Consider the following 13878-nt stretch of genomic DNA (forward strand, 5'->3'; position numbering starts at 1 on the left):
AAGTCCATATGTTAAAAAAACGCTTGCTTATTGCATCCCTGTGCCTGTTGGGGTGTATGTTCAACTGTCCGGCTGTGCAGGCACAGGCCGGAGGTAAAAAGGTTTCCATTGAGGAAGCTTTAAGCCAGGTAAAAAAAATATATGGTACACAATTCGTGTACGATCCTGACCTGTTAAAAGGCAAAACAACCTCCTATTCGCTGGATAATTTAAAGTCAAAGAATGTGGAAGATGTGTTGAAAGGAATCTTATACCCTAATAACCTGGTCTTTTTGTATGTAAAAAGGAATTACTATACCATCGTTCCAAAAGAACGGCTGGGTGAGTTTCCTTCTGTAAAGGCCCCCGTTACTGAAAAAGAAAGAGAGCGGGAACCGGCGCCCGGAGCAGAGGTTCGGATGCTTTCCGGTGTCGTGCTCTCAGATGCTGGCAACCCCGTTGCCGGAGCCAGTATTACGGCCCGGAACACGGGGAAAGGAACCGCCACCAACTCAAAAGGGGAATTCACTATAAGTGTAAGCAGCCGTAATGATGTAGTAACCATTTCCAGTGTCGGGTTCAAAACGCAGGAGGTACCCATTGGCAGTCAGCCTGTAATAAAAGTAAGTTTATCTGCAGCAACCGCACAGATGGATGAGGTGGTAGTAATCGGATATGGTACTGCAAAACGTAAGGATTTTACCGGTGCGGTAGCCTCCGTAAAGGTGGAAGACGGGCCGGTGAGCATGCTACCCAGTTCCAGTCCTCTAGACGTATTGAGAGGAAATGTTTCGGGCTTAAATATAGGGGTCGCCAATTCTGCGGGTAGCCAGCCGTCGATGCTGATAAGGGGCCAGAACTCACTAAGTGGCGATCTTAATCCGCTAATTGTACTGGACGGCGTCATTTACCTTGGTAGCCTTAATGATATTAACCCCAATGATATTGCCACAGTGGATGTTCTGAAAGATGCCGTTTCCGCTTCGGTATATGGATCAAGGTCTGCAAATGGTGTTATCGCTATTACAACCAAAAAGGGCAAAAGAGGGAAGCCTTCTATTAACCTGAACGCCTCCTACGGGGTTCAGCGCTGGCAGAACCGGCCGGTAATGATGAATGGAGAGCAATGGATCCGATCAGTAAACGACCGGAACAGTTATACGGCAGGCTCTACAAACTGGATGAAGACTGGGGAGCTTGAAAATTACAATAACGGCAGGGAAACGAACTGGCTGGATGCCATTACCCGCACGGGAACTTTTGAAAATTACCAGGCAGCTGTTTCCGGGGCTTCAGAAAATGTAAATTATTACCTGTCGTCCTCCTATAACAATAACCGGGGCATTATAATCGGTGATCAGTACGACCGGATCTCTGTTTTAAGCAAAGTGAATGCAAAGATTACCAAATGGCTGGAGCTGGGTCTGGATGGAGCCTATAATGTATTAGACTATTCAGGGATACCTGCAAATGTACTTTCTGCGGAGCAAATGTCTCCTTATGGCGTCATGTACAGGGATGACCAGGGCCACCTGGAAAAATATCCGTACACCCAGTCGGCTGTAAACCCATTATGGGGGGTGCAGGATGGTACAACCGGCAACTTGGACAGGCGCCAGAATTTCAGATTAAATACCTATGCTTTGGTTTCTGTACCCTGGGTAAAAGGGTTAAGCTACCGGTTAAATTATTCAGCGAACCTGGACAAGAATGAATCCGGTGCCTTTTATTATGAAAATTATTATGTAGCAGAAGGAGAAGGAATAGAACGATATAGTACTGCTGTGCTTAACGGGCTCCTTTCCAAGGCCAATGGTAACTTGCAGAATACGACCAACTTCAACTATGTTATTGACAATATCCTGAATTATAAGAACACGTTTGGCCGGCATAATATTGATCTGACCGCAGTGGCAACAAGAGATTTTACAAGAAACGAAAGCGCCAATATCATTGGCTCTGATTTTGCAGCAAACGGCAACTCCTTATTAGGTATCTGGGGCCTGTCCAAAGCTACGGTGCAACAAAACGCACAGGATGTAAAGCAAAGGGCTAATATCGGGTATCTTGCCCGGCTGAACTATGAATACGCCAATAAATACATGCTGAATGCGTCGATCAGAAGAGACGGGGCTTCGGTTTTCGGGTCGAATACAAAGTGGGGGAATTTTGGCGCCGTGGGTGTTGCCTGGCGCATTTCCGGTGAAGAATTTATGAAGAATCTTTCCTTAGTGAACGATCTTAAGATAAAGCTTTCCTGGGGGCAGAACGGGAACCAGGGCATAGGTCCTTATGGTACCCTGGCTACCGTAGTCAATGGTCTGTCCGGCGGTTACCGGTATGAATTTTCCAATACCGGGAGCAGCATACTATATGGCCTGGCACAATCAGCGCTCGGTAATAACGATCTGGGTTGGGAAAAAACAGCCGCCTGGAATTTTGGCATTGAAGCGGCCTTGTTACAAAGGAGGATATTTGTTGACCTGAACCTGTATACCTCAAAGACCACTGATGAGTTGTTTGTCCGGGAAATTCCTATTATGACGGGCTTTAAATCCATTAATGCATCAATGGGTGAGGTAGACAACAAAGGCCTGGAGCTTTCAGTGACTTCCGTAAATGTTCAAAGAAAAGACTTTAACTGGTCTACCACCTTAAACTACTGGATCAACAGGAATAAGCTGGTGCACCTGTATGGTACAGACAGTGACGGGGACGGAAAGGAAGATGATGATATTGCCAACAGCCTTTTCATTGGTAAATCGTTGGGCGCCATTTATGGGTACGAACAAATCGGGATCGTTCAGACCGCTGACAAGGATTATATAGCATTGAACGGTGCTGCCCCCGGCGATCCTAAATACAATGATATTGACGGTGTTCCCGGTATTTCCGTTAATGACCGCAAAATTCTGGGGTACACCAAAGAGAATTTCAGAATGAGCCTGGGCAACACGGTTTCCTATAAAAACTTTGAGTTGTACGCATTGGTTTCCGGTATTTTCGGCGGTAATGATTTTTATCTTAAAAGCAATACGGGGGCATACCTGTCAAGGACCAACCGGTTTAATGATAACTCCATATATGTTCCCTACTGGACACCGGAAAACCCCGGTAACGTTTATCCTTCAGCCACCTATTCCGCAGACTCCAGATTTCTGGGACTGCAGTCAAGAGGTTTTGTACGGCTTCAGGATGTAGTGCTTTCCTATACATTTCGTCAGCCATGGATGCAGCACCTGCATTTGTCCAACCTGCGGTTGTTTGTTTCCGGAAAAAATCTGGCAACATTCACCCACTGGGAAGGGGGTGATCCTGAATTGGGGAATACTGTGAAAGATAATACCATTCCTGTTCCCACAACGTACTCCTTTGGTTTTACTGCAAGATTTTAAATTCATTTAAACTGATTACCATGAAACGGTCTTTAAATATTTTAACGGCATTCTTTATTTGTTTTTTATGGCACTCCTGTAAACCGGATAAGGAGTTTCTTACGGAGAAGCCTGAAACTTTTTATACGGTTGATAATGCTTTTTCAAGTTCGGCACAGGTAGACCAGGTGCTGATCAGTATTTACTCAAATATCAGGGAGGCCTGGACCAACCCGAATGAGCAGGGATGGATGTTTATTTTTAAGGGAAACGGGACCGATGAATTTGATGTAGCAAGCATCAGAAGAGGCGGCACATTTAATAACTATGCAAATATCAATCCGGACAATGGCAGCTTTTATGCTATCTACAGTTTCTGGTACGATCTCATCAGCAAGGCTAATCTGGCCATTTATGCGGCTAACCTGCCACAGGTGAAGTGGAATTCTGATGATGAAAAGAACTATGCCCTGGCACAAGCCCGCTTTTTCAGGGCGTTTGCTTACAGAAACCTGGGCGAAGAATTTGGCGGGGTACCCATTGTTACCGAAGTTTCCACTACTCCCAAATATGATTTCACCCGCTCCACCCGGGTTGAAACATACGATTTTGCTATTACGGAAATGGAGGCAATATTAAATGACCTGCCGGCCACTACGGTGGCTGGAGGGCGTCTGGTAAAGGGCGCTGCCCAGCACAATCTTTGTGAACTTTATCTTGCAAAAGGAATAGAACTGGAGGCCGCATCAAAAACAGCAGAAGCCCAAAATGCATACAGCAAATCCATTCAGTATGGAAATGATGTAATAGACGGCGGGGTTTATTCATTAATGCAAAGCCGGTTTGGGAAACGGGCTGGTGAGGGCACTATCAGCATCCCGGTCTACAAAGGGGGCGTTTATGGTACGGCGAACATTGTAGACACCGTTCAGCAGGCAACCAATGTTTTTTGGGACCTGTTTCAGGAGGGCAATGTCAATTACCAGGACGGAAATAAGGAATGCATCTGGGCGGCCCAGATTGATTATGCGGCTTATAAGGCGGGGGACGGAGAATCGAAGCTTCCGTACTCAAGAACCTATGGGCCTGTATTCAGAGATGGAGCAACGAGTAACTTAACCGGAACGAATGAAGACGTTGGTGGTCGCGGAATTTCACAAATAATGCCCACCTTTTATACAAGAGACGAAATATACAGTTCCCAATGGGGTACCGACATGCGCAACAGCGATGCGGTTTTTCGCCGCAGGTTTAAGGGAAACGTTGCCGCTTCACCCTATTACAGGAAAGATGTTCCATGGGCCGCATTGTACAATGGCAGTTCAGACAATACCACCAATATGAACAACAGCAGCCTTTGCTATCCGGTTTCCTGCAAAATAGCTACTGATAAATATACAGGTATTGCCGACGGGGAGAATATGAGCAACCTTTTTCGCGATGATTATATTATCCGTCTTCCTGAAACGATCCTGCTAAGGGCTGAAGCGAAGCAGCGAAGTGGCGATAAAGCCGGTGCCGCCAGTGATATTAATCTGCTCAGAACCCGTGCCCAATGCGCTTATAAAGTTACCGCCGCAGACATGGACGATAATTTTAATTTAATTCTTGATGAGCGGGCACGGGAATTAATATATGAGGAATGCAGATGGAATACATTGCTGAGAATGGGCAAAAACATTGCTGTTGATCGGATTAAAAAATATGCCTATTGGCCGGAAGCACAGGCCACTTTGACCTTTAATTTTAACCTTTGGCCCATTCCGCAAAAGGTTATAGAAACCAATAAAGATGCGGTAATAGAACAAAACCCTGATTGGATCAATAAATAACCCGGAAGCAATACAAATCTTATAAAATGGTTTCAATAAAAAAGATCCGCCGGATCCTCTTCGTAAATATTATTCTTATTGCCGGAACGCAATTCCTGAACGGGCAGACTGCCGGTTATGATTTGCATACCAGTAAAAGCACTTCCATTGAGCAGATCAGAGAGGGGTTTATTACGCCGCCGGCCGAAGCCAGATTGCGCTGCTACTGGTGGTGGCTGAATAGTATGGCCACTAAAGCATCCATCACAAGAGATCTGGAGGAAATGAAAAAAATGGGCTATGGAGGCGCCTCGCTTGTAGATGCCGGCAGTTCTAATTATCAACAGGCACTAAAGACGGCGGCTGGGCCTGTTTTTATGACGCCTGCCTGGATGGATTTATACCGGCATGCGGTGAAAGAAGCCGATCGGGTCGGTATCGAACTAAGCGTTAACATACAAAGCGGATGGAATCCCGGCGGTCCTTTTGTAACACCCGAATACGCACTAAAAAAAATAGTAACGGCAGATACGGTTATAAAAGGCGGAAAAATGATAACGATATCACTGCCTCATCCGCCGGTAAAGCTCCTGTACCGCGATGTACTGGTACAGGCCATTCCGAAACCACCCCGGCTCCTCCCTTTAAAAGACCGTGCAGTTGCCTGCTGGTCATTAAAAACATTTAATCAGTCCATGGGCGGCGCCGGCATCTATCCGTTATACAAATTCAAAGCAGGTTTTGATACGGCAGTTGAGGTAAACAGGATTGAACAGAAGAAGATCATTGACATTACCCGGTTTTTTGATGGCAAACAACTGAAATGGAATGCCCCGGCAGGTGACTGGATCATCATACGTTATGGGTGGACCAATACCGGGGTAACCACCTCTACTACGAGCGATGGATGGGGCGGCCTTTCCCTGGATCATATGAGCGCTGCCGCTTTCAATTTATTTGATCAGCAGGTGATCCACCCTTTGATCAATGCCGCAAAATCGGCTGGTAACAGTGTCCGGTATCTTCAAACAGATAGTTGGGAAATGGGGGTTATTAACTGGACACAGAATTTTCCACAGGATTTTGCACGGTTGCGGGGATATGACATCCGGCCTTTTATGCCGGTGCTGGCAGGCTATGTGGTGGAAAGCCAGCAGGTAACCAATCGTTTCCTGTACGATTTCAGGAAAACCGTAGGGGATTGTATCCTGCAAAATCATTACCAGTTGCTTTATAATACGGCACATAAAAACGGAATGGGGATCCACCCGGAGTCAGGCGGCCCCCATTCAGCCCCGATCGATGCCTTGCAGCTAATGGGAATTAATGATTTTCCACAGGGTGAATTTTGGGCGATGTCTAACACGCACCGGGTATCGGATGCCGCCCGGCTGGTTGTAAAACAGAGTGCCTGCGTGGCACATACCAACGGTAAACGGTTTGTAGCTGCGGAAGGGCCTACCAGCATCGGCCCGCAGTGGGAACGCTCCCCGCGGGAGCTGAAGAGTAATATTGACCGCGTTTTTTGCTCAGGCGTAAACCGCATTGTATGGCATACGTTTACATCTTCACCACAGGAATACGGGCTACCCGGTAATGAATATTTTGCAGGCACACACATGAACCCCAACGTTACCTGGTGGAAAGAGGCCGGAGCCTTTGTGAACTATCTGAATCGCTGCAGTTATTTGTTGCAGCAGGGATTATTTACGGCGGATGTTTTGTATTATTATGGAGATGACGTGCCCAATTTTGTATTTCTGAAGGACGAATTTCCTCAGTTGCATTTCGGATATGACTGGGACAAATGTTCCCGCGATGTGGTGCTGAAAAGGCTTTCTGTACAAAATGGAAAGCTCGTATTGCCGGATGGTATGCAATACCGGTTATTGGTATTGCCTCCGGACAAGGAGATCAGTCTTGATGTTTTGAAAAAAATAGAGCGGCTGATAAAAGAAGGGCTTACGGTTTATGGTCCCCGCCCCATAGAAGCAACAGGATTAACAGGGTACCCTCATAGCGACAGGGAATTGAAATTGATCGCAGATCGTTTGTGGGGCAGCATTGATGGGACAGCTATTACGGAAAAGAGCACCGGCAAAGGTAAAGTAATATGGGGCAGGGATATTAATGATGTGCTGGCGGCTATGAAAGTGATGCCCGACTTTGCTTTTGTAAGCAATAATCCGCAGGCTTCCTTCGATTATATTCACAGAAGCACCAATGATGCCGATATTTATTTTCTGTCAAACCGCTTTGAATACCGGCAGTATAATGACTTTGAGTACCGGTACCTGCCCACAATCCCGGATCGCTATGAACAGATCGATGCAAAATTCCGGGTTACGGGCAGCCAGCCGCAGTTATGGAACCCCATGACCGGATCGGTTACTGATATTGCAGACTACCGGGAAGAAAACGGATATACCATTATTCCCCTGCATTTTGAACCAGGCGGATCTAAATTTATTGTTTTTAAAAAAAGATCAGAAACCCCTGCGCATATTATAAGCGTTGAACGGAACGGCGAAAAGCTCAGTAACAGCGTACCGGAACAAACGCCATCCCTTCCCCCTGTAACTTTTGTAAAAGAGGCCGGTCATGTAAAAGCCCGCTTTTTTGAACAGGGCCATTATACGGTAAACTGGACCGATGGCAGGCAGGACCGGTTATTCAGCGATGGAGCAAAAATACAAAAGATCTCCGGAAACTGGCAGTTAAGCCTGGACCCACATTGGGGAACAGACCGGAAGCTGGTTCTTGATACCCTCAGGTCCTGGACGGATTTTGACGATCCGAAAGTGAAATACTATTCAGGAAAAGGAACCTACACTACCCGTTTTTTTATTGAGAGATCCGCAACAGAAAAAAAGCGGATCTTCCTTGATCTTGGAAATGTACAGGATCTTGCCGTGGTTCGTATAAACGGAAGTACAGCAAAAACCCTGTGGTATTTTCCTTTCCGGTATGATATTACGGACGAGATAAAACAGGGAGAGAATATATTATCGGTAGACGTGGTCAACCTTTGGGCCAACCGGTTGATCGGTGATCGCGGGCTTCCTGCGGAACAACGGCTTACCCGCACCAATATAGTAAAATTTGAAACGGACGGAGCTGAAAAATTACTGCGGGTATCCGGCCTGCTGGGACCGGTGCAATTAGTGCTGGTGCCTGAAGTGGTCATTAATTGACGCAATGCCACCGGAATGAGGCTGCCAGGCTGGCCTGCCTAAACCAGGCGTGTGAAGGTATTTCCGTCTGGTAACAGGCCTATACCGGCCTGAATAATAGTGCTGTTTCGTATAACATCTGCTATATTTCATAAAAAATGCGGAGTTTTGTATACAGTTAGCACAATTTAACAGCAGGGTTAGTGAAGATTCATAATAAAAAAAAGTATCTCAGTTTTCTAAAATTTAAACGGAATTTTCAAAAGTACGGGCTCGAAAAAGTACGTAGTTATGAGCTTGTTCTGTACTGGTTAAAAAACAGGTTAAACCGCAATCAGTTTTTAATTCTGTCAGGTATTTTGGTGGGGTGTACTGCAGGCATGGCCGGGGTATTATTGAAAGCGCTGGTTCATTATATACACCACCTCATCGTAACCAAAGTGCATTTTGAATATCAGATCTTTTTTTATATTGTTTTCCCCTTTTTGGGCATTGTGCTTACTACGGTTATTGTTCTTGCGGTATTTAAAGGGCAGGACCGGAAGGGGATCGGGGCAATCCTGTATGAGATTGCCCAAAATTCCAGTATTGTTTCAGGGGTGAAAATGTATTCCCAGATCATTCAAAGCGCCATAACAGTAGGATTGGGCGGCTCTGCGGGTTTGGAAAGCCCGATAGCCGTTACGGGAGCGGCAATAGGGTCTAATTACGCACAAACCTATAAACTGGGTTATAAAGAGCGCACTTTATTATTGGCGGCAGGTGCCACAGCCGGCATCGCATCGGCATTTAACGCCCCCATTGCCGGCATCATGTTTGCCTTTGAAATACTGCTTACCGGTGTGGTCTTTTCTGATTTTATACCATTAGTGGTTGCAGCTGTTTGCGGTAGCTTACTCTCCAGGGTATTGCTTCAGGAAGATGTGCTTTTCCGGTTCTATGCACGGGAATCTTTTAACTATCATAATATCCCCTACTACCTTATATTAGGCTTAATAGCGGGTTTATATGCCCGGTATTTTGTAATTATTTCGCAAAAGGTTGAGCATTTTATTAATGCGCTTAAGGCTTCCCGCCTGAGAAAGGCAATGTTGGGCGGCGCCGCCCTGTCTTTGTTATGCGTATTATTACCTCCTTTATTCGGAGAGGGGTATGAAGTTGTAAAAGCTTTTGTAGATGGCAATGCCCAGGGGATTCTTCACAACAGCTTTTTCAGATATTTTGATATCGGGCACTGGGCGCTTATTGTTTTTTTGGTAATGATCTGCCTGTTAAAGGCGTTTGCCACGCCAATAACTATTTACAGTGGTGGCAATGGCGGCAATTTTGCACCCTCTCTGTTTGCAGGCGGTACCCTCGGGTTTTTATTTGCCATTATCTGTAAGCAGATCGGTTTTTCAGATGTGCCGGTCTCTAATCTTGTTCTGGTGGGCATGGCAGGCGTTATGAGTGGTGTTATGTATGCCCCGTTAACGGCTATTTTCCTGATCGCAGAATCCAGCCTGGGATTTGATTTATTTATTCCGTTGATGATTGTCTCTGTCATGTCCTATCTGATTGCCAGATGGTTTTCCATCATACCACCTGATTTCAGAACACTGGCAGATGAAGGAAAAATATTTACCCATGAACACGATAAGAACCTTTTGTCTATCCTGCATACCCGGGATCTTATTGATATGCAGTCGCAGACAATAAACATCCACGGGTCAATTGCTGACCTGCAGGAGATGATCAGGAACGGGAAGAAAAACATTTTTGCGGTTATTGATAATAACCGGCATCTGAAAGGCGTGTTAACACTGGATGATATCCGTCCCTTGCTTTTTAAGAAGGACCTGGGCGGAGCAAGCGCGGTACAGCAATTAATGAAAGCACCCGCAGCTACTATTCATCCGGAAGACCCGCTTCCTGAAGTAATTCAGATCTTTGATGATACCGGGGTCTGGCATTTGCCGGTATTGGATGCAAACGATGGATTTATCGGGTTTATTTCCAAATCGGCCATCCTGACCAATTACCGGCAGCTTTTAAAGGAATATTCCGTTTAACAGCTCCGGAACACGGAACATCCAACGCTAAAAAACAATATAAAGAAGCCTTCAATTGAGGTAATATGACAATAATTATTGCCAACAGGCGCAATCTTGGAAATTGAAGATATTTTAGATATATACCGGGCCAACAGGTGAGTTCCGCTAACAAACCGGAAGCCCTTTATAAAGCATTGATGCGCTCACAATCTTGTTCTCCGCCCGGGACAATAATAAACCCGTAGGTCTTGGTAATGTCATTTGGATAGATGTCTGGTAGTATATTATCTTCACCCGCTTGTTCATCCGGACCACAAGGGCAAAGGCATTGCTTTCACATGCAAATGCTGACAGCTGATGGTAAGACGGGTTTTGAGCGGGCAGGCCGAACGGAACCGATGTGGATTAATAAAGAAGGAGAACACCTGTGTCCCCATCTTTAAAAACCGCACCATTACAGAAACAGTAACCACCGGATTGTCTTTGTTTCGGATAAATTGCTTATCTTTACATTCTTGTATGTTATCCTAACACTGGATTTGTCTTCTTCCTCCATTCAAATATAGTGATCGATTAACGTAAGGCCGGTATCGTATTTGCATTTGTTTGTGAGTAGCCTTACCGTATTTTATCATTTTTTAATTGTATTTAATTTGTCATTTAACAGTTTACAGCTTATTGCGCCCTTATTAAAAGCGCTGAGCGAGGCAGGCTATACGCTGCCCACTCCGGTACAGGAAAAATCCATCCCGGTAATTTTACAGAAAAAAGATGTTCTGGCCTGTGCACAAACAGGTACCGGCAAAACGGCTTCCTTTGCCCTGCCGCTGCTGCAACTGCTGCACCAGCAGGAGCCGGAGGGTTTTAATTCCAGCTGCCGGGCATTGATCCTGGTGCCAACCAGAGAGCTGGCATTACAGGTGGCAGATAGTTTTACCGTTTACGGCAAATACCTGTCATTAAAACACCTGGCCATTTTTGGAGGAGTATCTCAATTCAACCAGGTAAAAGCATTGCGACAAAAGGTGGATGTTCTTATTGCTACACCGGGTCGCCTGCTTGATCTGCTCCATCAGCGGCATCTTTCATTACAGCAGATCAAATTCCTGGTACTGGATGAAGCAGACCGTATGCTGGATATGGGCTTTATCAATGATGTAAAGAAAATCCTTTCAAAATTACCGCTACAGCGGCAGACCATTTTATTCTCTGCAACAATGCCGCCGGAAATTCAGCAACTGGCAGATACGCTGCTAAAGCAGCCCGTAAAAATCGCTATTACACCCCCTGCAACAACCGTTGACCGCATACAGCAATCTTTGTATTATACAGAAAAACAGCATAAGCCCTCTTTATTGCTGCACCTGTTAAAAGATGAGGATATTAAAACCGCGCTGGTCTTTGCAAGAACAAAGCACGGGGCCGATAAAATCGCAAAAAATCTTACAAGGGCTGGTATAAAAGCGGCGGCTATACATGGCAACAAATCGCAGTCTGCAAGGCAATCCTCCCTTCTGAATTTTAAAACGGGAACAATAAGGGTATTAGTGGCTACAGATATTGCCGCCAGGGGCATCGATATAGACCAGATGGGCCATGTGATCAATTATGAATTGCCGAATATTCCGGAAACGTATGTACACCGTATAGGCCGTACCGGCCGGGCAGGAGCCGATGGAATGGCCATTTCTTTTTGTGATTACGAAGAGAAGCTGTATTTACGTGATATTCAGAAACTGATCAGGAAAACAATACCGGTTGTAAAAGATCACCCCTTTGATGTGCCGCTGATGCATGGTAACGAGCAGTTACCGGCACAACCCGCAGCCTGGGGTAGCAGGCAGAACGGATTCAAAAAACGGAAAGGAAAAGTATTCTTACAAACCGTCTGAGCAGGCATAATAAAAAAGCACTCCGGTATAAGAACCCGGAGTGCTTTTTTGTTTAAAAACAGGAACTATTTTGCTTTTAATATCCTTTATATGGAAGTGACATTTTAATCAGACTAAAAAGTTTTCCACAAAAACGCAACCTTTGTTATTGGGCTGTAAGGAATCTTACTTCATATTATGTCCCGCTGTTCCGAACCTTCGGAACGCAGCCTTCCGCCAATAGCGGAAGCGCAGATGGGCAATTATCAGCGCTATTAGCAATTTCTGCGGGAGCATTTACCGCACGGGCCTTTTCTTTTGGTGCTTCCCGGAAATAGGAAGGTGTTGAGAATAAATAGATCCTCTCTGCTTTGGAAGACTTTTAATGCTCCGGTTATTTAGTAGCAATGCTTAGATCTATAATAAATTTCATTTTCGTATTAGACTTTTAAATGGCACCAGGTGAAGGTATGTCGGGCTGAGCTAGCCGAAGGATAAGATTATAATCGAATCATGCCGCCTGAACGGAACGGGGTTCGTCAGGCTGTTCATGACAGGTATCTTATTGTATTGAAAGCCAATAATATACAAGATCATCGTCTCAGCCGAGTTCGGAGAACGAGCGGAGAGATCCCTGTAACAGATGAGATCCCTCTGCGCATCCGCTGAAAGCGGGTTTGGTCGGGATGACGATTAAAAAACTTGTCATCCCAATAGACTTAAATGCAACGTTTTTATTATTGCCTTGTTAATGACAAGTGCTGTAATTTGTTTGAATTGAATATACAGAGAAGCGTCATCCGGATGATCGGACCCGACCGAACGGAGCCTGGCGGCCCCGGAAGCTTTCGGAAGAGCGAAGCAATTTCTACAAAATTAGATACCTCTCGGTTTCGCGGTGCTTTACTCAGGATGGCGATTGGAAGGAGCCTGTCATTTTAAAGAACCTAATCCTGTTTATTGGGGGCTGCCAATGACAGATTACATGATACGTTGAAACCAATCCTGCTTTAGTTATGTCGAACTTGTTTCGGCATCTATGGATAGTATTGCTCAACAGACGCTGAAACAAAAACAGATCCCGGAACAAGTCCGGGGTGAGATCTTCAGAGTAACCCCTAGGAAGGATTGTCATCGCCTTATTGATTTTGTTTTTGCAAATGGAAAGCTTTGGATGACAGTGTTGTTTTAATCTAAATGGTATTATACTTCTTCGCAGCTATATTCCGGCCGATTTTTTGAAATACAGTCCGTATGATCTTTTAACCGATAATGTAAACTGCGTCATTCCGGCTGCATGTAAAAAAGAAAGGGCCCTCAGGCCCCTCCGGTATTGCGTTACCATTTTCTTCTGGCAGAACGGTCTTCCCGCTCCTTGGCAGCAGAGACGTTAATTCTCCTTCCGTCCACATCCTTGCCATCCAGCTCTCTTATAGCTAAAGAGGCATCCCCGGCGGAGGACATTTCCACAAAACCGAAACCACGGCTTTTACCGGTAAATCTGTCTGTAATCACCTTGGCAGAGGATACCTGCCCGAACGGTCTGAAAAGTTCGCGTAAATCTGCATCAGAGGCATGAAAGCCCAGATTAGAAACATACATGTTCATTGTAATAAATTTTTTTATTAAAAATAGAG

Annotated in this window: 6 protein-coding genes; 5 read left to right on the forward strand and 1 reads right to left on the reverse strand. The window is 45.4% G+C overall.

All coding sequences use genetic code 11. The features are described from left to right. Positions 1 to 8: 8 nt before the first annotated feature. The 5 genes from A8C56_RS21395 to A8C56_RS21415 all read left to right on the forward strand — a co-directional run bounded on the left by A8C56_RS21395 (position 9) and on the right by A8C56_RS21415 (position 12262). The gene (locus A8C56_RS21395; protein ID WP_084490333.1) at positions 9 to 3374 is read left to right on the forward strand and encodes a SusC/RagA family TonB-linked outer membrane protein; all 3366 of its coding nucleotides are present in this window, start codon (positions 9 to 11) and stop codon (positions 3372 to 3374) included. A gap of 20 nt (positions 3375 to 3394) precedes the next feature. Then, a complete protein-coding gene (locus tag A8C56_RS21400) occupies positions 3395 to 5185 on the forward strand; it encodes a RagB/SusD family nutrient uptake outer membrane protein (protein WP_067760548.1) in 1791 nt (596 codons plus the stop codon). A gap of 26 nt (positions 5186 to 5211) precedes the next feature. After that, positions 5212 to 8358 carry a glycosyl hydrolase gene (locus A8C56_RS21405; RefSeq protein WP_084490334.1) on the forward strand — a complete coding sequence of 1049 codons (3147 nt, stop codon included), beginning with the start codon at positions 5212 to 5214 and terminating at the stop codon, positions 8356 to 8358. A gap of 341 nt (positions 8359 to 8699) precedes the next feature. After that, positions 8700 to 10388: a chloride channel protein gene (locus A8C56_RS21410; protein ID WP_245645919.1), complete on the forward strand. Its 1689-nt coding sequence runs from the start codon at positions 8700 to 8702 to the stop codon at positions 10386 to 10388. Positions 10389 to 11023: 635 nt separating this feature from the next. After that, the gene (locus tag A8C56_RS21415) at positions 11024 to 12262 is read left to right on the forward strand and encodes a DEAD/DEAH box helicase (RefSeq protein ID WP_067762401.1); all 1239 of its coding nucleotides are present in this window, start codon (positions 11024 to 11026) and stop codon (positions 12260 to 12262) included. A 1317-nt stretch (positions 12263 to 13579) separates the two neighbouring features. Here A8C56_RS21415 and A8C56_RS21420 read toward each other — a convergent pair. After that, positions 13580 to 13849 (reverse strand): RNA recognition motif domain-containing protein, encoded by a 270-nt coding sequence (locus A8C56_RS21420; RefSeq protein WP_067762403.1) that lies wholly within the window; start codon positions 13847 to 13849, stop codon positions 13580 to 13582. Positions 13850 to 13878 lie beyond the last annotated feature (29 nt).

The organism is Niabella ginsenosidivorans, assembly GCF_001654455.1.
Taxonomy (GTDB): domain Bacteria; phylum Bacteroidota; class Bacteroidia; order Chitinophagales; family Chitinophagaceae; genus Niabella; species Niabella ginsenosidivorans.